Source organism: Nostoc sp. (assembly GCF_036917155.1).
Classification (GTDB): Bacteria; Cyanobacteriota; Cyanobacteriia; order Cyanobacteriales; family Nostocaceae; genus Nostoc.
In genome coordinates this window covers 1-25,653 of record NZ_JBALDZ010000122.1, presented here as the reverse complement: position 1 = coordinate 25,653, position 25,653 = coordinate 1, and the positions used below count along the sequence as shown (strand labels likewise).

The 25,653-nt window shown below is 42.4% G+C and carries 22 protein-coding genes and 1 tRNA gene; 12 read left to right on the top strand and 11 right to left on the bottom strand.

All coding sequences use genetic code 11. The features are described 5' to 3' along the window. Positions 1–1,111, bottom strand: a 1,111-nt coding sequence (locus tag V7K67_RS17200; RefSeq protein WP_335167646.1) for an NACHT domain-containing protein, incomplete at its 3' end; no start/stop codon positions are given. A 288-nt stretch (positions 1,112–1,399) separates the two neighbouring features. After that, a complete protein-coding gene (locus tag V7K67_RS17195) occupies positions 1,400–2,713 on the bottom strand; it encodes an ABC transporter ATP-binding protein (RefSeq protein WP_334729139.1) in 1,314 nt (437 codons plus the stop codon). Positions 2,714–2,984: 271 nt separating this feature from the next. On the opposite strand from V7K67_RS17195, the gene V7K67_RS17190 reads away from it, so the two are divergent. From V7K67_RS17190 to V7K67_RS17180, 3 genes are all read left to right on the top strand, one after another. Beyond that, positions 2,985–4,241: an FAD-dependent oxidoreductase gene (locus V7K67_RS17190; protein WP_335167644.1), complete on the top strand. Its 1,257-nt coding sequence runs from the start codon at positions 2,985–2,987 to the stop codon at positions 4,239–4,241. Between the two features lie 395 nt (positions 4,242–4,636). After that, complete coding sequence (locus tag V7K67_RS17185) at positions 4,637–5,185, top strand: single-stranded DNA-binding protein (protein ID WP_334729141.1); 549 nt, start codon at positions 4,637–4,639, stop codon at positions 5,183–5,185. Positions 5,186–6,140: 955 nt separating this feature from the next. Next, the gene (locus V7K67_RS17180) at positions 6,141–8,006 is read left to right on the top strand and encodes an ABC transporter ATP-binding protein (protein ID WP_335167642.1); all 1,866 of its coding nucleotides are present in this window, start codon (positions 6,141–6,143) and stop codon (positions 8,004–8,006) included. A 192-nt stretch (positions 8,007–8,198) separates the two neighbouring features. On the opposite strand, the gene ureG is transcribed toward V7K67_RS17180, so the two are convergent. The 3 genes from ureG to ureE all read right to left on the bottom strand — a co-directional run bounded on the left by ureG (position 8,199) and on the right by ureE (position 10,081). Next, positions 8,199–8,795, bottom strand: coding sequence for an urease accessory protein UreG (ureG, locus tag V7K67_RS17175; protein ID WP_334729143.1), 597 nt, complete (start codon positions 8,793–8,795; stop codon positions 8,199–8,201). Between the two features lie 172 nt (positions 8,796–8,967). Continuing rightward, positions 8,968–9,660, bottom strand: coding sequence for an urease accessory protein UreF (locus V7K67_RS17170; RefSeq protein ID WP_335167640.1), 693 nt, complete (start codon positions 9,658–9,660; stop codon positions 8,968–8,970). Then, positions 9,635–10,081 (bottom strand): urease accessory protein UreE, encoded by a 447-nt coding sequence (gene ureE, locus V7K67_RS17165; protein WP_334729145.1) that lies wholly within the window; start codon positions 10,079–10,081, stop codon positions 9,635–9,637. Before ureE ends, V7K67_RS17170 begins: the two co-directional genes overlap by 26 nt. Positions 10,082–10,200: 119 nt before the next feature. On the opposite strand from ureE, the gene V7K67_RS17160 reads away from it, so the two are divergent. Together V7K67_RS17160 and V7K67_RS17155 are read left to right on the top strand one after the other, a co-directional pair. Next, positions 10,201–10,770 (top strand): Uma2 family endonuclease, encoded by a 570-nt coding sequence (locus V7K67_RS17160; RefSeq protein ID WP_334729146.1) that lies wholly within the window; start codon positions 10,201–10,203, stop codon positions 10,768–10,770. Positions 10,771–10,929: 159 nt separating this feature from the next. Then, positions 10,930–13,146, top strand: coding sequence for an FUSC family protein (locus V7K67_RS17155; protein ID WP_335167638.1), 2,217 nt, complete (start codon positions 10,930–10,932; stop codon positions 13,144–13,146). Positions 13,147–13,204: 58 nt separating this feature from the next. Here V7K67_RS17155 and V7K67_RS17150 read toward each other — a convergent pair whose 3' ends face one another. The 6 genes from V7K67_RS17150 to V7K67_RS17125 all read right to left on the bottom strand — a co-directional run bounded on the left by V7K67_RS17150 (position 13,205) and on the right by V7K67_RS17125 (position 17,886). Continuing rightward, positions 13,205–14,956, bottom strand: a complete 1,752-nt coding sequence (locus V7K67_RS17150; RefSeq protein WP_335167636.1) for a serine/threonine-protein kinase — start codon at positions 14,954–14,956, stop codon at positions 13,205–13,207. Positions 14,957–15,085: 129 nt separating this feature from the next. Continuing rightward, positions 15,086–15,718: a response regulator transcription factor gene (locus tag V7K67_RS17145; RefSeq protein ID WP_334705733.1), complete on the bottom strand. Its 633-nt coding sequence runs from the start codon at positions 15,716–15,718 to the stop codon at positions 15,086–15,088. Then, the gene (locus tag V7K67_RS17140; RefSeq protein ID WP_335167634.1) at positions 15,715–15,843 is read right to left on the bottom strand and encodes a hypothetical protein; all 129 of its coding nucleotides are present in this window, start codon (positions 15,841–15,843) and stop codon (positions 15,715–15,717) included. The genes V7K67_RS17145 and V7K67_RS17140 overlap by 4 nt, the downstream gene beginning before the upstream one ends. Positions 15,844–15,974: 131 nt before the next feature. Then, positions 15,975–16,580, bottom strand: a complete 606-nt coding sequence (locus V7K67_RS17135) for a S1C family serine protease (protein WP_334729150.1) — start codon at positions 16,578–16,580, stop codon at positions 15,975–15,977. Between the two features lie 225 nt (positions 16,581–16,805). After that, entirely contained in the window at positions 16,806–17,717 is a 912-nt protein-coding gene (locus tag V7K67_RS17130; RefSeq protein WP_334729151.1) for a S1C family serine protease, read from the bottom strand. After that, positions 17,680–17,886, bottom strand: a complete 207-nt coding sequence (locus tag V7K67_RS17125) for a hypothetical protein (protein WP_334705737.1) — start codon at positions 17,884–17,886, stop codon at positions 17,680–17,682. The genes V7K67_RS17130 and V7K67_RS17125 overlap by 38 nt, the downstream gene beginning before the upstream one ends. A 144-nt stretch (positions 17,887–18,030) precedes the next feature. Here V7K67_RS17125 and V7K67_RS17120 point away from each other — a divergent pair, with 144 nt between their 5' ends. The 7 genes from V7K67_RS17120 to V7K67_RS17090 all read left to right on the top strand — a co-directional run bounded on the left by V7K67_RS17120 (position 18,031) and on the right by V7K67_RS17090 (position 25,509). Further along, positions 18,031–18,885, top strand: a complete 855-nt coding sequence (locus tag V7K67_RS17120; protein WP_335167631.1) for a uroporphyrinogen-III synthase — start codon at positions 18,031–18,033, stop codon at positions 18,883–18,885. A gap of 102 nt (positions 18,886–18,987) precedes the next feature. After that, positions 18,988–19,287, top strand: coding sequence for a 2Fe-2S iron-sulfur cluster-binding protein (locus tag V7K67_RS17115; protein ID WP_334705739.1), 300 nt, complete (start codon positions 18,988–18,990; stop codon positions 19,285–19,287). A gap of 416 nt (positions 19,288–19,703) precedes the next feature. Continuing rightward, positions 19,704–20,951 (top strand): glycoside hydrolase family 10 protein, encoded by a 1,248-nt coding sequence (locus tag V7K67_RS17110; RefSeq protein WP_334729154.1) that lies wholly within the window; start codon positions 19,704–19,706, stop codon positions 20,949–20,951. A gap of 181 nt (positions 20,952–21,132) precedes the next feature. Next, on the top strand, positions 21,133–21,696 hold the full coding sequence (locus V7K67_RS17105) for a hypothetical protein (protein ID WP_334729155.1): 564 nt from the start codon (positions 21,133–21,135) through the stop codon (positions 21,694–21,696). A 515-nt stretch (positions 21,697–22,211) separates the two neighbouring features. Next, positions 22,212–24,461, top strand: coding sequence for a PAS domain-containing sensor histidine kinase (locus V7K67_RS17100; protein ID WP_335167629.1), 2,250 nt, complete (start codon positions 22,212–22,214; stop codon positions 24,459–24,461). 62 nt (positions 24,462–24,523) lie between these two features. Then, positions 24,524–24,595 (top strand) — tRNA-Lys (locus V7K67_RS17095). Positions 24,596–24,861: 266 nt separating this feature from the next. Then, positions 24,862–25,509 (top strand): class I SAM-dependent methyltransferase, encoded by a 648-nt coding sequence (locus V7K67_RS17090; protein ID WP_335167627.1) that lies wholly within the window; start codon positions 24,862–24,864, stop codon positions 25,507–25,509. Positions 25,510–25,653 lie beyond the last annotated feature (144 nt).

Here is a 25,653-nt window from a genome sequence, read left to right as displayed (position 1 = left end):
AGGGGGAGACGGCAAGTCTACGAAATTGTAAGTTTTCGGGTAAATCTAGTTTCTTAATAAACTCAATTGCCTGTTCTTGTTTATTCTGGATGTTCGTTTTTGTAAGTGCTGTAAACCACTTCTGAGCAAAAGCAACAATTTGGTCTTGACTAAATGGGGCAATTTCAACATCTGTAAAGCGTCTAAGGTTGAAAGCTTTAGCCGCCGTGCGGCAGGTGACGACAAATATATTCTTTTGATACTTTTCAGAGAATCTGCGAATCTCATTGGCGACACCCTTCCTTTCTTGATGAAGCACTTCATCTAATCCATCCAGCAACACCAACACTCTGCCTGACAACAACAAAGTTTCAAGCACAGATGGATCTGCAATCTCACAGGTAAGGAATTCCTGGCAAATATAGTTGAGTAAATTGAACTCTCCTGCAACTCTCGTTTCGTCGGCAAAATCTCTTAAGGTGACAAAAATGGCAACCCGATTTGCAGCAAATCTACCTCGGTTGCATTGAATCGCCAGATGTTGTAAAAAAGTGGTTTTACCTGCTCCCGGTTTACCCAACACCCGTAGCTTTGAGTAAGTTTGAACTGCCGTGATCCCCGCGATTTCTATTTGGGATACTTCACCTAAACCAAAGCGATCAAATTCTTTTGATGTAAACTTTTGCAAGTCAGCAAACTCTAACCACTGAAAGCTTGCAATCTCCTCCAAAATGTTGACATCTATGTAAATGTCGTCGATTCTAACGGGGCGACTAACATCTAATAACTGCAAAGTGCCGCACTGGTCTTGAATTTTGTCAAAGCGTTGCGATCGTACTTGTTGTACTAGAGCATCAATATCTAAAAATTCAGCAGCACCAAGTTCTTTTGATTCGCTTAATTCCTCTGGAAGATTAGCCGCAATTTCCCGCCAATTCAACGACAACACAGAGCAAATTTCTATAAAGATATAACGGTCAACCGAACGCCCACTAAAAAACCGCCAAATTGGTTGGCGAGTCTTTAAGTTGACTTCAAAAGCCAAATTCTCTTGTGTCCACCCCTTCTGAGCAAACGCTTTTTTGGCTTGTTCAATCCCGGTGACTGATCCCTGGAGCGATCGCTTGACCATAGAAGCTTACACACATCAAATAAGAATTCTTCAAGTTGACATTATTGCAACATACAGTTTCGGAACTACTTAGAAACTATTTGAGTTATTTTTAAATGCTAATGATTTATTTAAAGCATCTTCCGCTAATATCCTCTCATTGCATTGTTCTCAGTTAAATAGTCGCTGTTATTGTACCACTCCTTTACTCGACTTTATCCAAAATTAAGAATTTGGTTCTGCTTATGGTGTCTATCCAAAATTTAAAATCTAAAATTTGGTAAGTTTGTGTTTCTCTGTTGATTAATTCTATGGAAATATTGCTAACTCAGTTTCCGGGTCAAAAAAGTGAATTTTCTCTGGAGTTAACGATAACCAAAGTTGCTCACCAGGTTGTACAAATCGGTCTGGTGGTATTCGCACTTGCAGGTAATTGGCTGTGGCAGCAGGTTGAGATCCTGGTTCGGCAATCTTAACAGCTAGAAAGGAATCATTGCCGAGATTTTCTACCAAATCTACTTGTACAGGTAGGTTTTTGGTGGCAGGCATACTCAAGTTTAAGTGTTCTGGGCGAATGCCTAAAATTAGAGTTTTCCCATCATATTTTTGTAGGGCTTTTCCCCAGACTTCGGGGAGGGTGAAACGCAACTGGGAATGAGTAATCAATAGAGGGGCATGAAATTCTACAGGAATAAAATTCATCGGTGGTGAACCAATGAACTCTGCTACAAAAAGGTTGGTAGGGCGGTTGTAAAGTTCTAGGGGAGAAGCAACTTGTTGAATTTTACCCTCAGACATAATTGCAATGCGATCGCCCATTGTCATCGCTTCGGTTTGGTCATGGGTAACGTAAATCGTCGTTGTCCCCAACTGGCGCTGCAATTTGACAATTTGGGCGCGGGTTTCCGCCCGCAGTTTAGCATCTAAGTTAGAAAGCGGTTCATCCATTAAGAATACTTGGGGATCACGCGCGATCGCTCGTCCCAATGCAACCCGTTGTCTTTGTCCCCCAGATAGCTGTTTGGGTAAGCGATTCAGTAATGTTTCGATTTGCAACAATTGAGCAACACTACGCACCTGTACATCTACCGCCCGTTCTTTGTCAGAAATGTAGCGCAGTCCTTTAGGTAACTTTTTGGTCGCTCCCACAAAAAGAGTTTCTGCCCATGTCCGAAGATGAGGGGATGAGGGGGATGAGGGAGTATTTTCTTCTCCTGCTCTCCCAAAACGGCGGCGTAACCCAAAGGCGATGTTGTCATACACCGTCATGTGGGGATAGAGGGCGTAATTTTGAAACACCATTGCGATGTCGCGTTCCTTGGGTGGTAGGTCATTGATTAAGCGATCGCCTACCCAAATATTACCTCCAGTCATCACTTCTAAGCCAGCGATTAACCGCAGCAAGGTGCTTTTACCACAACCAGAAGGGCCTACCAGCACCATAAACTCACCATCTGCGATCGTCAGGTTAATCCGCCGCAAGACGTTGACACTTCCTGCACGATCTTGCGTTGCATCAATTTTATCCCCAGGTGTGAGGTGAAATTGGGTTTGTGAGGTAACACTTTCCCCTTGACGTGAGGAAAAACTTTTATAAACGTTTTCTAAAACAACTTGGGACACAACTAATTTGGGGATTGGGCATGGGGCAAAACAGTTCCTCTTTTCCGAGTTCCCAGTCCTGAGTAAAGAAATGAGATTCCCCACTCAGCACTCAGCACTCATTACTCAGCACTCTTAAGGGGCATTGGACAAATGACAAATGACCAATGACCAATGACAGTTTAGCGCCAATCATAATACACGTTTAGGGTAAATACGAAAAGTTAAAAAAATAGCTTGCACCATCAAAAGCAAACTACCCTAAATTTTAGGGCTGTCAGGAGGTGTTGTTATGACTACCGATGTACCTAAAAATCTTTCTCAAGACCCAAGTATTAATCCTATCCATGACATCGTAGACGTACAAACCACAGATTGTTGCATTGTGGGTGGGGGGCCAGCAGGAGCAGTATTGGCGCTGTTGTTAGCGCGTCAAGGCATTTCTGTGATGTTACTGGAAGCACACAAAGACTTCGATCGCGACTTTCGCGGCGATACGATTCATCCATCGGTGATGGAAATTATGGAGGAATTGGGACTTAGCGATCGCTTGTTACAACTTCCCCATACCAAAATGCGCCAAATTAGTATTCAAACTGCTCAAGATACTGTCACATTCGCAGATTTTAGTCATCTGAAAACCCACTACCCATACATTACAATGCTTCCCCAGGTGAAATTCCTGGAGTTCATCACCCAAGAAGCACAAAAATATCCTAGTTTCCATCTGGTGATGGGTGCGAATGTACAGGAATTAATTGCCGAAAATGGCGTGATTCAAGGTGTCCGCTATCGGGGAGGCGGTGGTTGGCATGAAATCCGGGCAATACTGACAGTGGGTGCAGACGGTCGCCACTCACGTTTACGCCACCTGGGTGAGTTTGAGTCCATCGAAACCTCGCCACCAATGGATGTCCTCTGGTTTCGCTTACCGCGTCAGCCAGAAGACCCAGAGGGGGGAATGGGGCGCTTTGGTCAAGGTAATATCATTGCCATGCTTGACCGTGGTGATGAGTGGCAAGTTGCATATATCATCCCTAAGGGAGGCTATCAACAACTGCGGGCTGCGGGTTTAGAGGAATTAAAAAAATCTGTTGTCGAAGTAGTGCCAGAATTCCAGCAACGCATTCAAAATTTACATGATTGGTCACAAATAGCTTTTCTCTCAGTGGAGTCCAGCCGCGTCAAACGCTGGTATCATCCAGGATTGTTACTCATTGGTGATGCAGCTCATATAATGTCTCCCGTTGGTGGAGTTGGGATCAACTACGCGATTCAAGATGCTGTTGTTGCGGCGAATGCACTCAGCAAACCCCTCAAGAACCGACAAGTACAACTTAGCGATCTAGCAAAAGTACAGCATCAACGCGAGTTGCCCACACGCATCATTCAGGCGTTTCAAACTTTTATCCAAAAGCGGGTATTTGCCCCGATTCTCACCTCAAATCGTACCTTTGTACCACCTGCGTTCTTGCGCTTACCCATCTTGCGCGACCTTCCCGCCAGGTTGATCGCCTTGGGTGTTTTTCCGGTTCACGTCAAGACTTAATTTTTGCCAATAATTTTTTCTATTTCTTAAATGGATGGTACAATTATACTACTCATGCAGAATTGAATGCTCAATTTAGTCAAGCGAGGGTGGCGAACAGTATACTAAATGCTGTTCAAAGCGATCGCTTGGCTTTTATGCTAGAAATAACTAAAAAGAATTCAGCACCCAGGAGTCAGAAGTCAGAATTGATAAGGAGTTTAGTTATGATTGGTATATTCATTCATCAAGTATTCTCCTGACTACTGAATTCTGAGTCCTAAATTATGTTAGAAAATTTGTTCAAATATTATTAAAAAATGCAAACAATTAAACCTATCTAGATATTAATTGGCACTACATAGAAAAACCCCCTCTTTTTCAATTAGCACTTTTTGCAGTCAGGAGTAATTTTAATGAACAGTTGCGTTTTAATGGCGGAAATTATTAACGAGCCGCAACTCCGCTATACAGCGGATAATCTGGGAGTCACGGAAATGCTAGTGCAGTTTCCCAATTCCCTGAAACCAGAAGATCCACCAGCCACACTGAAAGTTGTTGGCTGGGGGAATTTAGCGACAGAAATTCAGCAAAACTACCACCAAGGCGATCGCGTCATCTTGGTAGGACGTTTAACGATGAATACTGTTGAGCGTCAAGAAGGTTTTAAAGAAAAACGTGCTGAATTGACAGTGCAGCAAATTCAATCTGTTGGAGGTAGTTTTGATACTGATCCATTACCCTCTGCAACTGTAACTCCATCATTCACTGAAACTGCTCAACGACAAACACCTTCAGCATCTCGTCCTCCACAGCAAGATGTTCCCACTTACGAGTCAGCAGCACGTCCAGCGCCTACCCCAGCGCCAAGTTACGAACCCGTACCCCAACCCACAAATTATGAGCGAACTACTTATCCAGCAGTGAAAGAGCAAGAACCAGATCCAGATGACATTCCGTTCTAAAGTTGGTAGTTGAGCCTGTATTCAATTTGCTAACTAACATTACGATTAGACAATTTCTACAAATAGCCATCCTTGAGGATGTGCTATTTTTTTATCTGCGTTGATTCTTTGCATTTTCTTGTGAGACATTGCTTACCTACTTTTATTTCATCAATTCTCCATCTCAGCAAGCATAATAAATAAATTGCGTCTTCTCGTAGCAATATTTCTGAATCTATACAAGAAGCAATAGCTTAGTAAAGATATTATTTAGGATTTAAACATACGCGCATAAAAAATCGTGCAAATGATTGGGAAAGATGTTCTCTATAAGGTGGCAGTAATCTAACTCTACTTTCTTTTTTGGAAACAAAATCTATTAAAACTCAGCCTTTATGCTATAAGTTCTTTTTAAATCAACCAACATAAATTCATAATTATGCTCTCCTAAATCACAACAGTTCAATACGTGAAAGCCTAAATGTTTCCCTAGCCTTGCATTCTCCCATTCACTATAAGTCCCATGTTGCTTAAGTTCATTTCTAAAATAAATTGGACAGAGAAGAACGTAATCTATTTTGCTGCGACCGTCTGAACGAACAGCTAGATCACATGATTGTGTCAAAAACAGGACATTCAAGTAAAATATCCCCTCACAAAAATCGTGCAATTTTGACAAACCCCTCCACAGTACCTGAATACCAATGGGTGTATTATGTCGATGTTCCAAGTAACCCCCTAAACGAGCGATGTCTACGTTTACGATGGACTACGCCTACACAACATTTTTGCGACGATACTATGATCTGATCGCAATTTGCAGAAATCACAAGCAATTCTACATCGCAAATGCGTGTATATTGTGGAAGTATGTGAAAAACTGCCAAAAAGTGTAAAAACCAAATTTACTCACATGTATATCAAAACTATTGTTAAAATCCAAATAATTTTAAGTTAATATTCATACCCAACTCCTATGAGAGAAACTGTCCTAGAGGTTCGCAATCTCCAAGTTGAATTCCCCAGTGATGGCAACATTAACAGAGCTTTGGATGGTATTTCCTTTAGCCTGCATCGAGGTGAAACTCTAGGAATAGTAGGAGAATCGGGGAGTGGGAAATCTGTGACAGCCCTAGCTGTGATGGGCTTGTTGCAAACTCCCGGTATCGTTACTGGCGGTGAAATCTGGTTTCGTCCGCAGGAGAATGGCAAAGCAATCGATTTGGTAAAATTGCCTCCTGAGCAAATGCAGTTACACCGGGGTGGCGACATCGCCATGATTTTTCAAGAACCGATGAGTTCGCTTAATCCGGTTTATAATATTGGGTTCCAGCTAATAGAAGCGATTGTGCGACATCAAAATGTGTCAGCAGCCCAAGCAAGACAAATTGCGATCGCAGGTCTGCAAGAAGTAAAACTCCTACCTAGCGATGAGGAGATCCAACAGCAGTATACCGAAACTTCATCGAAACTAGAACCATCAAAGTTGGCACAGTTGGTTAAAGAACATCAAGAAGCCATGCTAGAACGCTACCCTCATGAACTTTCTGGGGGTCAGTTGCAACGGGTGATGATTGCAATGGCAATTTCTTGTAACCCATTAATCTTAATTGCTGATGAACCAACCACAGCCTTGGATGTGACGGTACAAGCCACAATTTTGGACTTGTTGCGAGAATTACAGCAAAGCCGTGACATGGCAATGATTTTCATCACCCACGACTTGGGGCTAATTTCAGAAATTGCTGACGAAGTAGCGGTGATGTATAGAGGCAAAGTCATCGAATCTGGTACTTCTCGGCAAATTTTCAGCAATCCCCAGCATCCATATACTAAAGGTTTGATCGCTTGTCGCCCCTCACTCAACCGCCGTCCCCAAAAATTACTCACCGTTTCTGATTACATGAGTGCAGAAGAGACACCAACGGGACAAGTAGTAATTCAGGCGAAAGAACCCGCACAACCCATAGAAGTTACCACCGAAGAGATTGCCGCAAGATTGGCAAACTTCAATGACTTGGAACCCCTGCTGCAAATCCGCAACCTAAAAGTTGGTTTTCCGGTGCGCGGGGTATTTGGTGGGACAAAACGCTACAATATGGCAGTTAATGGCGTTTCCTTTGATGTCAAACCAGGGGAAACACTAGGTTTGGTGGGAGAATCTGGTTGTGGTAAAACCACCCTTGGCAGAACCTTGCTGCGATTAATTGAGCCGATGAGTGGTCAGATTATCTTTGAGAAACAAGATATTACCAGCCTCAAAGGAGAACCGTTGCAAAAACTGCGGCGGGAAATGCAAATAGTCTTCCAAAATCCTTTTAGTTCTCTCGATCCCCGGATGAGGGTTGGCGATGCGGTGATGGAACCTTTGGTAATTCACGCCGTTGGGAAGACCAAGCAACAACGACGCCAGCGAGTAGTGGAACTTTTAGAACGGGTGGGATTGAGTGCAGATGCAATTAACCGCTATCCTCATCAGTTTTCTGGCGGTCAACGCCAACGGATTTGCATAGCCCGTTCTTTGGCATTAAATCCTAAGTTTATCATCTGCGATGAATCAGTTTCAGCGCTGGATGTTTCTGTACAGGCGCAGGTATTAAATCTTCTTAAAGAGTTACAGTCAGACTTTCAGCTTACTTATATTTTTATTTCTCACGATTTAAGTGTAGTGAAATTTATGAGCGATCGCATTTTAGTGATGAATCGCGGTCAAATTGTTGAAGAAGGGACAGCCGAAAGCATTTACCAAGAACCCAAAGAGGAATACACGCAAAAATTAATTGCTGCGATTCCTACTGGTAGTGCTGAACGGGTGCGAAGTCGTCATCTGAGGGCTTTATAGTTAAAATGGCAGTTAGAAACCGCGCGCTAGTTGCTTCAAGTCGGCGGAGCCGCCCAACGCACTGGCTTGTCTACACGAGACTTTACCCACCTCCGTGGGTTTCAAACACTCAATTTTTCTTTAGTCCGCGCAGGCGGACTTGGTTTGTATAGCCGTGAATTCTATTCGCCCTAGCTCTAAATTCTCATTTTTTCAACAGATATTTGTGCAAACAAAGTTAATTACATCTGCAAGTCCAGACTGAGTTTTCAAATTAGTAAAAATAAAAGGTTTATCACCGCGCATTTTTTTGGCATCTCGTTCCATCACATTTAAATCTGCACCAACATAAGGTGCTAGGTCAGTTTTGTTAATCACCAATAAATCAGACTTAGTAATGCCGGGGCCACCTTTGCGGGGAATTTTATCGCCTGCTGCAACATCAATGACGTAAATCGTTAAATCCACTAATTCGGGACTAAAGGTAGCAGCTAAATTATCACCGCCACTTTCCAAAAAGACCAAATCCAAATCGAGAAAACGTTCCTCTAACTGTTCAATTGCCGCCAAATTCATCGAAGCATCTTCGCGGATAGCAGTGTGAGGACAACCACCAGTCTCTACACCCAAAATGCGATCGCTAGCCAACGCCTGAGAACGCACTAAAAACTGAGCATCCTCCTGAGTATAAATGTCATTTGTCACTACCGCAATCTGATACTGCTCACGCAACCCCTTACACAAACCATCAACTAAAGCCGTCTTCCCCGAACCCACCGGGCCAGCAACTCCCACTCTAAATGCATTCATTTTTATTTGTCCTTTGTTATTTGTCATTTGTCTTTGGTACATGGTTATCAGGACTTAGTTTTTGACCAATGACCAATAGACATCTCCAGAAATTAAATATGCGTTATCCAGAGTCCTTGTAGAGACGTAGCAGTGCTACGTCTCTACATTCTTTTTCGGAGATGTCTAATGACTAACTCCTAAACAACCTTGTATACTGCGTTTCATGCTGCATACTCGCTAGCGACAAACCCCAACTACAACAGGCGAGCTGATCGTCCTCTAACCCTAGAATTTCCAATGCCGCAGCACTGAGTAATGGTTGCAAATCTAGCAATAACCGCTGTCCTGCTGTTTGTCCCAGGGGAATCAGTTTCACACCAGCAGTAATCAAATTACTAGCCCAGCTATGCAGATATCCCAGTAATGCGGCTTTGATATTAATTTGCCAATGGGCAATGGCAATGCCAAAAGCGATCGCATAATTGCAAGGATTACCCACAGCATTGGCAATAGGTACAATCTGCGGTTCTACTTTACCAAGTAATTGGATCAGCGATCGCCCCATCTGCCAACTAGAGGCGCGTAATTCTTCTGTGTCTCTAGCGGCGGATAACCACAGATTCCAACGGCATAGGGACTCAATATCAGCCATTTTTGCGGCTTGCTGCGATCGCACCATCACCGCCGCCTCTAACCGAATTGCCCCGTAGAGTAACTCTGCTTTTAACCAATCTTTGAGATGTGTGTGGTTAGCGATCGTACCATTTTCTACCAGCATTTCCAAGCCTTCAGAATAACTATATGCTCCCACAGGTAAAGCAGGGCTAGCCAACTGCAAAATACTCAAAAGATGGCTATCAGTGAGCATGATGGTGTTGTCCATAAGCTCCTAATTCTGGCTGAAACGGTAAAATTTCTTCTTTAACTTCTAACCCCAGTTGTTCTAACATTGAACGTAAAACCGAATCTGAAGACAAGCGTAAATAAGTCGGAGTAATTTCTACAGGTATATGACGATTTCCCAGATGGTATGCTGCCCGTAATAATAAAAGTGGTGTTTGGGCAAAGGCAGTCAAAACTAGTTCTGGTTTAGCAGTAATTCTGATTAAATTGCTATGGGTTTCTTCTTGCAAAATATCGCCATCGTGTAAGACAGTTCCTCTGGGTAAATGTAAAAACACAACTTTACCATCTTCAGTTTCAAAGCGATGACGACTGCGGGTGCGTTCTTCTGCTGTCAGCGCCAGAGTAAAAGTAACCGCAGCATCGCCACTAGGTGGTTTAAGTTGGGTAAATGTCAGCATACAGAGTTTCGCCTGAACTTTTGCTTTTCATTATGGTTCTAATTTAAATACCATAACTGCCTTGTCCAAAGGAAAGATAAAATTAAACAAAGAAGGCAGCAAGGCAAACGGGGACAATTATGAACCAAGCCATTGAGGGAGTACGGTGGACAATTCACGATTTAGAGGTTCTACCCGAAAATGAGTGGACACGCTATGAAATTATTAATGGAGAACTCTTTGTGACTCGCACTCCTCACCGCCGTCATCAACAAGTTTGTGTTAAAATCGCTCGACAACTCGATGTTTGGTCAGATTCGAGTGGTTTAGGAGAGACAATTGTCGCTCCAGGCGTGATTTTTTCGCAAGCCGATAGCGTTATACCAGATGTAGTTTGGGTAAGTCGAGAACAACTGGCACAAATTGAAGATGAAGCAGGACATTTGACAGGCGCACCAGAGTTAGTAGTAGAGGTTTTATCCCCTGGTAAACAAAACGAACTTCGAGACAAGGAAGCAAAACTGAAACTTTATTCAGTTCAAGGTGTGCGTGAGTATTGGATTATCGACCGCTTCACTAAACAAGTTGAAGTTTATCGGCGAGAAAAAGCACAGTTGGTTTTAGTTGCTACTTTGTTAGGCGATGATGAAATCACATCGCCACTTTTACCCGGATTTTGTTGTTCTATCGGTTTATTTTTTCCTGAATGACTAGGTTGTATAGGTTTAGATTCAATATCATTCTCGTGAATCTGATCTTTAATAGCTTTTTTCTCTTTATCAGTCAACCTCCAGAATAAAGGTGGTTGATACTGACCATCTTTATATTAAGAAAATCCAGATAGAAGTTTTGTTTTTATAACAAAAATAATGCAGTTGAATCGAAGTAATTTCCTCAAGTTTCTGATTCAGTCAGAGCCAGGAAAACCAGCAATATCCAATGGGTTACGAGCTGCGTTAGGGTTGGGGATTCCCATGCTAATTGGGCAACTGATCAACCAAAGGGAAAGCGGATTATTGGTTGGTTTAATGGCTTACTTTGTTAACTTAGCAAATGTTGGTGGCCCTTACCGGATCAAAGCTAAGGCGATGGCACAGGCTACTGTGGGAATAGCTGTTTCAGTATTTGTGGGTACTCTAGTCGCTAAAGTTCCATTACTAGCTGTGGTGCTGACGTTTATTTGGGGACTTGCTTCAGGTTTTGCGTCGCTCTATGGTAATGCTGGGGCAAATGTTGGTCTGGTGGTAGGGACATCATTTATTACCACGATCGCACAACCAGGAAACTTGGAAACTGCACTGATGCGATCGCTATTATGTCTAATTGCAGGTGGATGGGCGATGCTACTTTCCTTAGTAATGTGGCCCTTTAGACCTTACGATCCACTACGGGTAGCTTTAGCTGACTGCTTAAATGCGATTGCCAACTACATTCAAAAATTTGTAGATAAAGTAGCAACACCTGAAAGTATTCTCGAAATTAGAAAGGCATTAGAAACAGCACGCATTACTTTAGGTACATTACGGATTGGACAGTCGGCTCGGAGTTGGATAAATGAGCAGTTTTTGGTGCTAATTCAAGATGGCGATCGCTTGCTTGGTTCAGTGATTGCCTTAACAGAGTTACTAGAAACTCACTTTAAACAACAGCAATATTACGCAGTCCAGCAATTAGTAGACGATGCACTCGCAGAAATATCAGTTATTCTTCAAGCCATAGCGAAAGTCATATCTCGCAAGTCTGCTAGCATCGATCTCGGAAATCTTCAGCGCATCTATGAGGCTCTGAAGGAACAAGAAAGTCTGCAAAGAAGAGCAATTGCTGGGAGTGAGACAGACTACACGACTCTCGTTGCTCTCAGTAACCTAGTGCTAACGATCGAAAAGCTGATCAAGCAATTGCAATACACGGCTCAGACAGTTAAATCTCTGGAAGATCGCAGCAAAATTAGTCGCAGAGATGTAGATAGACTTCTTTTAGTTGAAGAGGAACAGCGATCGCTCTTAAGCTTACTCAAAGAAAACCTCACCTTAGACTCAGCAATCTTTCGTCATGCTCTCCGTATTGGTGTGGCTCTAGCTGTAGGCGTAATATTTTACAGCGTTACGAATTTATCAATGGGGTATTGGGTAACACTGACAATCATGCTAGTCCTCAAACCGAACTTGGGTGCAACTTTCCAGCGGTTTTTTCAGCGAGTTGGCGGCACTATCTTGGGAGCTATCTTAGCTGCTGTCATACTTGCAACCATCACGAGTAAGGTTGTATTAGACATAATCATTTTGCTGACAGTATTTTTTGGCATTTCCCTGATCCGTTTCAACTATGGGTATTCAGTAGTTTTCCTGTCAATATTTGTCTTACTGATTATCGATATTGGTCATCCCATTGGTTGGCAATTTGCAGGCTTTCGGGTATTAAATACATTAATTGGCGCGGGACTGGCTTTTGCAAGTCATTATTTTATCTGGCCAAACTGGGAACGCGATCGCTTACCCAGTCAACTCGCCACGGCGCTACGAGAATGTCACAAATACTTTCAGGATGTGATGGCTGTTTACCAGGGTACAAAGGAGCGTGACTCTACCATTATCAGTCAACGGCGACAAACTGGACTGGCAATTGGCAATGCCCAAGCCTCCTTTCAAGGATTGCTACGCGAACCGAAAATGCATAAAGAATTAGTAGAACCAGTGATGACGTTGCTGCTGTACATGGGACGTTTTACTAACGCCGTCACCGTTTTGGCAGTACATCTCGAACATTTTCGAGGAACAGTACCACTCCCAGAATTAGAAACCTTTGTTCGCCAAGTTTCGATAATGTTAGAGCAGTTAGCTGATTCAATACAGCAGGAAATTCCCCCACCGCCCTTACCTGACTTGGAAGAAACGCTGCAAAAAATCCAACCGCACCTGCAAGCACTGCGTACAGCCCGGATAGAAGAGTTAGCTGTCAATCAAGGACATACACCGATTCGTCAGGCAGTTATTGATTACAGCATATTAGATTTGGAGATTGATCAGATTGTTCGGCGGTTGACTGCGATGCACTCAGCAATAGTACGGTTGATATCAAGTAAATAAAGCACATTTAGTAATAACTTCCCTGGTTTGTATGGCTAAAGCCCCAACTATGATGTAACTAACGGATATTAACCTCTTGCAGGTAATTTCCTCCCTGAAAATATTCAATTCTAGTAGCTGAGTTTTTAGGAACGAATAAATTTGTTCTTTTTGCAAAAGCTACCTTTTGATTGTCAGGCATCATGCGTTGTTTTTGAGTATACTCATTCAATTTGACTTGAGCTTGAGCATAAACTAGAGTATCTTGAGGAATATTGTGGAGAAGTTTTAGAGCCAGGTTGAAATCACCAATAGATGCTTTTTTATAGGCTTTTTGTAAAAAATAGGCTGCTCTGATCTGCCGCTTTCGATCGTACTCAGCCAACTTTTCTTGAACTAAAGCACCTGCATGACTTTCTTGAGGAATTTGACGCAGATATTTTAATGCAGCAGAAAAGTCTTTTATCTCGGCTTTTTCGTAAGCTTTTGCTAATAAATCTTGTGTCTGCACTTCAATATTGACAGATGTTTTCTGAACTAGTTTATCTGTTTTAGATTGCCAATATAAAATATTTGGAACTTTAGCCGCAGCATGAAGAGCATCTGACCATCTGCTCTCATGAAAAGCTATTTGTGCTATTTCGTATTGCTGTGCCGCTACTTGCCATTCTTCTTGCCATTCTTCAATTGTGGCTTGCGCTTCTGGATAAACATTGCTGTGGGAAGGAATTGATTTAGCTAATGCGATCGCTTCTTCTAAATCACCTGCTTGATATTCTTTTTTTGCTTTATATAAAGTATCTGTTTCTGAGTAAGCAGGTGCATTATTAACTAAAGAATATACACCAAATCCCATCAATAAAGAATTAGCTGCCAGTCCTACTTTCATTCCTGTGAATAACAGGGATGATTTTACAGACGCAGGATTTTTCGCCGCTTCTAGAATAAATTGAGAATCTGCTTCTAATATTTCTGATGGCTGAGTTTCCCATACCATCTGCTTAAGTACCCGCAGTACCTCACCCGCAGACTCAAAGCGGTCTTGGTAATTGTAGCGGATCATTTGGCTAAGAACAGTAGCTAGATAATCGTTAACTGGCGTGTTTTGAGAACGCCAAAAAATTTCATTATTATAAGGATCAACTTTTAATTGTAGTGGTTCTAACCCAGTTAAAGCCTGAATGGCAATCATACCCAGTGCATAAATATCACTGTTGGGCTGTGTTTGACCAATAAATTGCTCTGGCGGTATGTATCCCAACGAAGTGACGGGAATTCGATAAATGGGCAATTCCGCACCTATGCCAAAATCGACAGACTGGATTGAGCCAAAGTCAATCATAACTAACTTGCGATCGCGACTACGTCTGATCAAGTTTTCTGGTTTGAGATCGCAATGAATCACGCCTTGAGAGTGAACAAATTCTAGAATACCTAAGGCATCTATCAGAAATTCTACAACTTTGCTTTCACTCCACAGACACCCGAAATATTGATCAATAGGCAATTCCGCAGTCAACGCATGTCCTTCAATACACTCTTGCACTAAATAAAATCGCTCGTCTTCTTCAAAGCAGGCGATAAATTCAGGAATTTGGTCATGGTTTCCCAGACGCTTGAGGGTTTGGGTTTCAGTCAGAAACAGTAACCTCAGCATCTCCAAGTAGCCGGATTCGGAACTGCTAACTTTAATCTGTTTAACAACGCATTTGGGATTCTCTGGATAATCTACGTCTACAGCAATGTATGTTTGTCCAAACACCCCTGCACCCAGGCTTTGGACAATTTGGTAACGCCCTTGTAGTAATTTACCGATTATGTGGTGAGTCATGACCTGGTTACTCAGTAAGTTCTTTTATTTACTTTTTCTGACATTCCCTCGTGTTTCCGGAATGCTTTAGAAATAAATAACCAGAGTTTTGATACCTTTTATTTATGATTTATGCAAGAGATTTATTGATCAAAGCATGATCAAACCGAGTCGCACACCGACAGCAACAGCCTCGGTGCGGCTGGAGACACTGAGCTTTTGAAAAATGGATGAGAGATGAAATTTGACGGTATGCTCAGAAATATGTAGGTGTTTAGCGATCGCTTTATTTCCCAACCCAGACCCAAGCATTCCTAAAACCTCTATCTCTCGTGGTGTCAAGGTTTGTACAGGATTCGTTACCACTTTTTCTCGGATAGACAGTAATTCTACAGCATCCGGGTGCAGCACTAGCAAACCAAAAGCGATCGCCTCTACAGCCGCGACAATTTCTGACTCTGTGCTGGTACTGGGCAATATTCCCCGGATACCAGAATGTAATGCCGTCTCTAAGTCGATGCTATCGAGTTCCTCAACAATGACGATCGTGCCTAATGGATATTGCTGTTCTTGAATAACCAGCAATTTTTCCCATACCGATTGTTGCAGATTACCACTCAAATCTACCAGTACCACATCTGGTTGTAATTGCTCAACTTCCCTTGCCAATATATCCAAATCGGATGCACTCCCCACAACCGTCAGCCGAGGATTGGTTGTCACCACAGCTGATAACCCTGCCCGGACTACAGGGGAAGTAGCAACTACCATCACCCGAATCATGTTGCCTCCACAGCAGTTTTCCCAGCTTGTACTGCAACATAAATCACGAATTGCTGGCTACCGCGTAGGAGTTGTAACGGCACAGATCCTTTACTTTCATGGAGATATTTGCTTAAGTCATTCATGGTAGTGAATAATCGCCCCGAAACTCCAATTAAAACATCGCCGATTTGCATACCAGCGAAACGGGCGGTTAGAAACCGCGTCTACACAAACAAAAGCTACCGATCCTGGGTTTCAAAACCTTGATTTGACCTTAAGTCCGCGGAGGCGGACTTTGCCTGTGTAGCCGCGAATTCCATTCGCTAGGGCTATTTCCCTGTAAAAAACGCTCAACGGTGTTGCTAGGAACTGCCACAGCTAAACCATTAACAATCATGGTGTTAATTCCCACGACAAGGCCTTGACAATCGGCAAGTGGCCCCCCAGAATTACCAGGATACAGCTGCAAATCAGCCATAACAGCCCGTGGATTATTTGCATAGATAATTCCAGTTGTCACAGCACCACTTTCAGCAAAGGGATTACCCACCGCCAAAACTAATTCACCCACTCGTAGCGCCTCAGAATTACCAATGGTTGCAGCAGTTAAATTAGTGGCAACAATTTTCAGGGCTGCTAAATCCTGCTGTGGATCAAATTGGGTACGCACCGCATCAAATACCCTTCCATCTGCCAATTCCACAGTTGCGCGGCTGCTAGTTGCCACATGGGCATTAGTGATAATGAGTCCGTCGGGTTGCCAAATTACACCAGAACCGACTCCCAAAGAGCCACTTTTGACTTTAACAGTGCGTAGGCGTAGTTTACCAACTACCTCTGTCAATTCAGCAGCGATGTTAGTTAATGCTGTGTTTGCCATGTTATGCAATTTTTCCCCATGTCAAAGTAAAGTTAGTGAACTGACAATAGTTTTTAGTCGGGTTGGGATAATTGAGAATGCTACAAGATATTAGTCAACCCAACTTTGGAAAGTAAATTCTGAGAGTTCCGAGTTCAGAAACTCAACGTCTGAGCAAAAAGGTCGAATGAATCGAAAATTTAGATAAATCTTGACAAAGCTAGTTAAACTCATCCCCAATTGGCATTATTCCTCCTTAGTAGGTCTTTCGCCAACTGCGATCGCTAACTCAATTAACACTCCACCCCGGATAAGTTGCACATTGACAGCTTTACCAATGCGATCGCTACTATTAAGCAACGCCAACACATCACCTGTATCGCCGACAGTTACGCCATCGAACGTTACCAAAACATCGCCAAGCAGCACACCTGCATTGTCAGCCGGACCTGCAGCCTCAACATTGACAACAATTACCCCAGTTGCCGAACTTAAATTGAGAGCAGTTTTTAGATTCTTTGGTAAACGTACAGGCTGCATTCCCACACCCAAGTAGCCCTTAGAAATGCGTCCTTTTGCCACTAATTGATCAACCACGCGATCGATTGTAGCAGTGGGAATAGTCAAAGCAGTACCGCGCCGCCCCGATGTATTCATGCCTACCACAAAACCAGCGGCATCTACGAGCGGCCCACCTGCAAAACCAGAGTAAAGGGTAATGTCTGGGCGGATGAATTGGTCAATATTGCCGCCATTCATACTTCGCCAAGCACCGCTAACCACGCTGACTGCACCCATCGCTGCCCTTAAGTCACCTTCGCTACCTCTTGCCAGTCCTAAAACTAGATGACCAACTTTAAGCGTTTTGGCATCACCAACTTTTGCTACAGGTATTTCTGCATTTTCTAGTTTAAAAACAGCTATATCAGTGCTAGAGTCATGACCAACGAGTATTACTGGTGCAGTGCCACCATTCGATAAGGTAATAGTGATGTTGTCATAGCGCTGGAGAGACTCATCAGAGGTAACAATAATGCCATTACGCCAGTGAATGCCACTTTGAGAAAGACGTGTACCCCCATTTACGGCAACTACAGCACTTCCAACTTCTTCTACGGTGTCAGCTAAACTGTTGGACAAAGCCAGTAATGAAGACATAATATTTTTCCGCCAATGTTCTTAGATGTTCATATCGTGCCGTTTTCTCAACACAGATGGCATCGGAAAAATGGGGAGAATTCACCCTAGAAAAATGGCTAGGATTTACATCAGCTTTTTGGTGTTGCTGAATTCCTGTGGTTATTGGTGTAGATAATTGGTCTTTCAAGACGCGATTTATCGCGTCTCTACATCTTGTATTGCGCTATATTATTCAGCTTACGACGGCTAAACTGAGCGCTCACTCTAGCCGTCGTCCAGAATTCATGCTGAATTCTGAATCCTGACTCCTGAATTCTGTTTTGAGAAACAAATGCACACCCAATCAAGAGAAATCAACCTGTTGACTCCATCTAGCAAATTACCTCTAGATGGCAAGAGAATTTTAATTACAGCACCAAGAAATTATGCTTATAGGTTATCCGAACAAATCATCAAACAAGGTGGTTTACCTATTTTCATGCCTACTATCGAAACCTGCTATTTATCAAACTACAATCAGTTAGATGCTGCTCTAAATCACATAGACGAATTTGATTGGATTGTCTTTACAAGTAGAAATGGCATCACTGCATTTTTTCACCGCATGAATGATTTGAATATTCCTATATCTGTAGTGCAAAAATGTCACTTATGTGCTTTAGGAAAAGATGCAGAAAGCTTATTAGCTTTTTGTGGCAAGGTAGATTTAATCCCAACAGAACCTAGTCCAGCCGGAATTGTGGCTGAACTAGCGAAACTTCCGCAAATTCAAGAGAAAAAAGTCCTAATACCTGCTCCAGAAGTTGTTGGTTTACCTGAGCCTGATGTCGTACCCAATTTAATTACGGATTTGCAGAAATTGGGTATAGAAATAACTCGCGTACCCACTTATATTACGCAGGGTTTAGACAAAAGTATCTATGGTGTGGAATTAAACCTGATACGTCAAGGAATTATCAATGTAATAGCCTTCAGTAGCACAGCAGAAGTAGAAAGCTTTTTGACAATGGTTAACTCGCAAAGTGATTATCAAGGCTGCATTATTGCATGTTTCGGCCCTTATACAACTGCTAATGCCCAAAAGTTGGGTATGAATGTTTCGATCGTGTCTAAAGACTATAGTTCATTTCAGGGATTTGCTGAAGCGATCGCAGCATTTTTTACTCTTACTTTCAGTTCACACTAACTGCCTCAAGATATAGATTAATTAATGACATTTGACTCTAGACTAGCAGCACATAAACCCGTAGTATCGAAAATGGAGTTTATATTGAGTTAGGAATTTTTTATGGCAACTTACAAGGTTACACTACGTACCCCAGACGGCGAAAAAGTAATTGATGTCCCTGATGATGAGTACATCCTAGAGGTCGCTAACGAAGAATATCATCTGGACTTGCCCTATTCCTGTAACGCTGGTTCTTGCTCTACCTGCACCGGGAAGCTGATTTCAGGTACAGTTAACCAAGATGATCAGAACTTCTTAGACAACGATCAAATTGACGAGGGATGGGTTCTTACCTGCGTTGCCTATGCCACTTCTGATTGCGTTATCGAAACCCATCAAGAAGAAGCGCTTAACGCTTAACTAAGAAATGTGGATTTAAGATAACACGAAATTCCCCACCCTCAACTCTTAGTAAGTAGGGTGGGGATGAATAGAGACAAATTGCGAAAACTTGTTAAAAGTAGGCAAACTGCCGTCGTGCTGTACTAGTAAGTAATGAAATTACTAGCGGTCATTGATGCCGTAATTCCAGTTAACAGAGCAAGACTTTCGTTATAGTTATCAACCTGGGACGAACCTGTGATAATGCTATTAACTTGGTTGCCGCTTTTAATGTGCGTATCGAAAATTATCGGCAGTTAGTAATAATTGTCTGCTAAGACACATTTATTATTTGATATCTAGGCATTAAATCATCATTTATTTACATCATCCGGAGGATTGCAACTTTATTTTGTAGTTATATATATTCCGATCGCACTAGGTCACGCTTACAAATGAATCGGGTTGCTCGCCGTTGTTTTTCTTACTTACTGTGTTTGGGATTAGTAGTCGCTTTAACAGTTTTCTTACCCTCTTCACTACCAGTTTATTCCCAAAAAACAAGTCCTTTAACTACAGAAATTCGCGGCGTTTGGCTCACTAATGTTGCTAGTGGTGTACTATTTGTCCCTTGGGGTATTAACCGTGCCATAAATCAATTATCGGCTCTCAACTTTAATACAATTTATCCTGTAGTTTGGAACCGAGGACATACTTTTTATAAAAGTGCCGTAGCCAAAATGACTACAGGCTCGGATACTCAACCTTTGCTCAACTTTCTGCATGGTGGACAGGATGTTTTAGCAAAGATAGTAACACTTTCTAAGAATAAAGATATGAGAGTAATTCCCTGGTTTGAATATGGGTTCATGACTCCTCATTATTCGCAATTAGCAAGGCGTTATCCCGATTGGTTAACAATTGGTCAAAAAGGTATCAACTCTATTCAAGATGCCCCACCAGAAGAAATCGACAATGTTTTAGTGAGTAAACAGGCTTGGTTAAATCCTTTACATCCACAAGTGCAAGAGTTTATTCAATCGCTAATTTTAGAAGTAATCAGAGATTACGATGTGGATGGTATTCAGCTTGACGATCATTTTGGAATGCCTGTACAGTTTGGCTACGATCGCTTCACAATCAAACTCTACCAGCAAGAACATCAAGGCAAAAGTCCCCCTATCGACCCTTTTAACCCAGAATGGATGCGTTGGCGAGCCGATAAAATTACTGACTTCATGGCAGAAATCTATCAAGCTATCAAAGCAGTTAAACCCAAAGTCAAAATATCTTTGTCTCCTAATTATCAAGCTTTTGCCTACAAATACTATTTGCAAGATTGGGAAAATTGGGTAAAAAAAGGTTTAGTTAATGAGTTAGTTTTGCAGGTATATCGAAACGATAAAAACTCTTTTATCGCTCAACTAGAACAACCATCTGTAAAATTGGCTCAAAGTTTAATTCCTGTAGGTATTGGTATATCAACGGGAACTGTAGGTAATCCGGTGAAAATGGCACAAGTTAGAGAGCAAGTTCAAGCAGTGCGCGATCGCTATTTTGATGGTGTATCCTTTTTCTACTGGGAGAGTCTTTGGGGTTACATTGTACCTGAATCACCCCAACAACGACGCAAAGCTTTTTTTGATATGTTTAATGCTAAAACTGTCAGACTATTACAAACAAAGGCAGAAGACAGGAGGTAGGAGGAAAGAAATATTACGAGAAACTTTAGTTGTAGATTATTGCCCAATAGGATCAAAAATACTAATAAGAATGGAATGTGCCGCGAGATACAAAGCGTCCATAGCCTAAGCACCACACTTTTAAGCGTGGGTTCCTCCTGCAAGAACTGCCTTCCTCCTCCTGAAAAACAAAGAAACTTTGATGTTATTTGCGCTTGGAAATACTAAATTTGGCTTTACATTGCTGTGGATTTTAGCTACTTTTGGCGGTTTTTTATGGAGTTTACTCTTAATTGAAGTTGGCGAAAAACCCGATGTTGGGGTAGTAGAAGCAGCTATCGGGGGATTTGCAATCGCACTTTTTCAAGGCTGTCTTCTCAAACAACCTATATTTTGTATCAGGTGGATTTTGGCAAGTCTTTTGGGTTGGAGTATAATTACTGCGATCGGTATTGGTGCCGTGGGTTGGATTGTACCTAGCACTCAGATTCTTCCCCTGAGAATCTTGTCAGGCGCAGTTTATGGTGCCCTTGGTGGTTTGGGGATTGGATTAGCACAATGGTTAGCAATTTCCCAGCATCAGGCATGGCGATGGATATTTGTCTCTGCGGCAAGTTGGGCTGTTGCTATTCCTGTGGGTTCTGTTGTGGGGATGATCTTGCGCCACTTAACGCAGTTATTCTTCGGCGAAGTCATAGGGTTAGCCATCACTTGGCTGCTGGTTGCTATCCTCACAGGAATCAATGCCCACAAATTGCGATTTTGACCAAGCTCCGTTGGGGCGGGAGTAGGGAGTAGGGGAAAAAGACGCTTCCCCAACAACCATCTTCGTTCAAGCCCCGTCTTTCAAGACGATAGCTTCATGTCTGGGTTTCAAGCCCCGACCAATGCTGTCTTCCCTACTCCCTGTTCCCTACTCCCTGTTCCCTACTCCCTGTTTGTTGACACTCCCCACTCTCTTATTAAGAATTATAAATTTAATTGATATATACTTATGCTTGCACTTAGATATGTGCAAGAATCTGAAAAAACTGTTAAAAATCAGTTTTCAGTAAGTTTGCCCTAACCTGCAAATGTATTTTCACCTTCAAAAAGCAGGATTTGTTAAGCTGACTCCTATTAGCTTTCCTAGATTTCTGGCAAGAAGTAGAGAAAGATCCAAATTTCGATGAGCAACGACTGACAATACTTTGCTATAGGCGCTAAAGTGCATCTACTACTACAAGCTTAACGACAAGAGAGCGCCTAGAAGAGTCAGTAATACCAGACAGGGACTCTCGCATGAATATAAATCCAGCAGAATCAACTATGGAGTTGACAAAATTATCACCACCTCAAATTCTTTTCGGCACAGAAGTAGATGAGAAAAGCAGTAGCGAGCAATTTTTATTGAGCATGTACGATTCTGTGCAGGCATCAATATTTGTAGTTGATGTTCTGGAGGATGGAGATTTTCGATATGTGGCCCTTAATCCCACTCATGAGCGGTGGATAGGCATTTGCTCAGACGATCTCCGGGGCAAAAAACCCGAAGATATTCTCTCCCCCATTGATGCTGCTAGGGTGCGTCAACGTTATGCTGACTGTGTAAGTTTCGGCACAACTATTTCTTACGAACAATGTTTGCAATTCCAGGGAATACCTACTTGGTGGAGTACGACTCTCACCCCACTCAAGGATGCTAACTCCAGGGTTTATCGACTGATTGGGACTAGCAGCAATATCACCCCTGTTAAGCAAGCAGAACAAGCCGTTGAACTCCAGATGGAACGAGAGCAACTGCTAGAAGCGATCGCTGGACGGATTCATCAATCTGTAGAATTAGAGACAATTCTGCATCAGACAACAATTGAACTCCGGCAGTTTTTGAATTGCGATCGGGTGTTAATTTATCGCTTCGAGGCTGATGGTAGTGGAATGATCATTGCCGAATCAACCGTAGCTGCTAGTAATCCTCTTTTGGGAAAAAACATCAGCGATCCCTGTTTGGCTAGCAAACATCCAGAACACTACGGACGAAGCTGCATTCAAGTTGTCGAAGATATTTATGCAGCCGGGCTGCATCCTTGCCATATAAATTTCCTGGCATCTTTGCAGATCAGAGCTAATCTAGTCGTGCCGATTTTCCAAGAGCAAGATATGTGGGGGCTATTAATTGCCCAGCATTGCCGAGAATCGCGTCAATGGCAGCAAACGGAAACTGACTTGCTCAAACAGTTGGCAACTCAAATCGGCATTGCCGTCCAACAGGCAGAACTTCATCAGCAGCTCCAGGATCTCAAAGCCCAGATGGAGTTGCAAAAACAGAAACACCTCAATCAGTTGCAGCAGGTGCGAAACTTTGAAGCCTTGGTGCGACGGATGACAGAACAAATCCGTGACAGTCTAGATGAAACTCAGGTGTTGCAGACAGTCACCCAAGAATTAGCACAATTACTGAAGCTTGAGCGTTGCCAAATCGAACTCTATAGCGCCTGCCAAACTCTAGTTACTATCACTTATGAATACAGCATTAACTTGCTCCCATGTCAAGGATTGAGTAGACAGATTGCAGACCGTCTGGAAGTTTATCAGCCGTTGTTGCAAAAACAACCATTACAATTTTTAGAAATTCTGCCGGGATGGCAACCAAAATTGCTAGTTATGGCTCAGATGGCTTGTCCAATTTTCGATACTCAAGGGATTTTGGGAAATATTTGGTTGACAAGACCATCACAAGAGGCTTTTGATGAATTTGAAATTGAGTTAGTGCAGCAGGTAGCAAATGAATGTGCGATCGCCATTCGTCAAGCCCAGCTATACAAACAAAACCAGGCACAGGTAAAAGAACTAGAAAAACGCGATCGGCTAAAAAACCAATTTCTCAGAACCCTCTCTCAAGAACTGCGGACACCAATAACAAGCATTAGCCTTGCAGTCCAGACTCTCGAAAGTGTCCTCACACCAGCAGAAATATCAGAGATAGAAATAGTTCCGCAACTATTGCAAATTTTGCATAACGAGTGTGGGCGAGAAAGCAAGTTAATTAATGACCTACTCACACTCACATATCTCGAAGCCGAACCCGATCCTCCAACCTTGATTGCCATTGACTTTCAAAGCTGGCTTCACCCGATTATCGAGTCTTTTCGAGACCTCACCAATTGCCAGCGACAGCAGTTAAACCTGACTGTTGATCGTGCCTTGCCGCCTTTGGAGACAGATATCACTGATTTGGAGCGGATTGTCACCGAACTGCTTAACCATGCCTGCAAATACACACCAGCCGGTGAATACATCACAGTCTTTGCTCACCTGACAGGGAATGCTATCGAGCTTAATATTACCAATTCGGGAATAGAGCTTACCAGCAATGAACTGTCACGGATTTTTGAGCCTTTCTATCACCTTTCTAAACACGATCCTTGGAAACATAGCGGCACTGGATTGGAATTGGCATTAGTGCAGAAAATGGTCAGACATTTAGGCGGCTCAATTTATGTAGAAAGTGCAGCAGGTCAAACCACCTTCACTGTTAAATTCCCCTTTTAATTCATTTTTTGGGCGCGGCACTGGCTAAATGTCAGAAGTCGTGCTATGATTGTTATTCGTGTGGGTGACTAGCTCAACGGTAGAGCAGTAGACTCTTAATCTATTGGTTGCGGGTTCAAATCCCTCGTCACCCACTTCTTTCAGCCCTTCAGAATTCCCTTTGACTAATTCTTGACTAAATTGAGCAAACGCTTTCCTCTGAAAGCCTTATCTATCAAGGGTAAACGCCGTTAAAGCTTTGACTAATTTAAATAAAAACGCCTACTATCTAGTGGAATATATAGTATGTCCACTGGATAGCTAAAATATGACAAAAAACAAATTTTGACTAAATGTTAGCTATATTTTAATTGCATCGAACTCACGTCAATATTAGATCAGTAAGTAGCAGAGTTGTAGTATGGCTTTCTTTGATTGTTCAGAACTCCTAGATGTTGTCAAACTAGTAGACACAACAATTGCTCTATCAGGAATCCGAGGTTTTCTTGAACCAGTAGAGGGTTGTGCGCTACATTATTTAGCGGCTTATGCTCCTGGAGAAGGTTGCATAGTAGAAATTGGCAGTTTTTTCGGAAAGTCTACAGCGTTTCTAGCTTCTGGATGTAAATTCAATAATCGCGGTTGGGTTGGTGCTGTAGATCATTTCCTTGGTTCTCCAGAACATCAAAAAGGTGGTATTGAGGAAACATCAGAAATTATTGAGCAAGGCTCAGTTTACCCTCAGTTCGAGAGGAATATGCAACAGCTAGGATTAATGGATACTGTCAAAGTTTTTAAAGGCTATTCACAAGATGTAGCTAAACAGTGGCAAGATCCCATCCGTCTGTTATTTATTGACGGCAACCACTCATATGAAAACTCAAGACTTGATTTTGAGAGTTGGGAACCTCATGTAACTAAAGACGGCTTAATTTGCTTTCATGATATTGGTAATCCATTATATGTTGATGGAATAACGCGGTTCTTTAATGAAATAACTAACGATAGCTCTAGTAGATTAGAGTTGGTTTGCCAGATCAGGACATTAGCTGTGTTACAGAAGAAATAAACTGGTGAGCAAGCTGGACTATAAAAGGCACTGATCTTGATTACTAGAGTGAATCCCCAGTGACTAAAATTTGTTGTCCTGGATCTGAAAGCCGCATTGTTTATATAGAAGGGCGGCGATTTGGGTTATCCAGTTAGCCAGCCG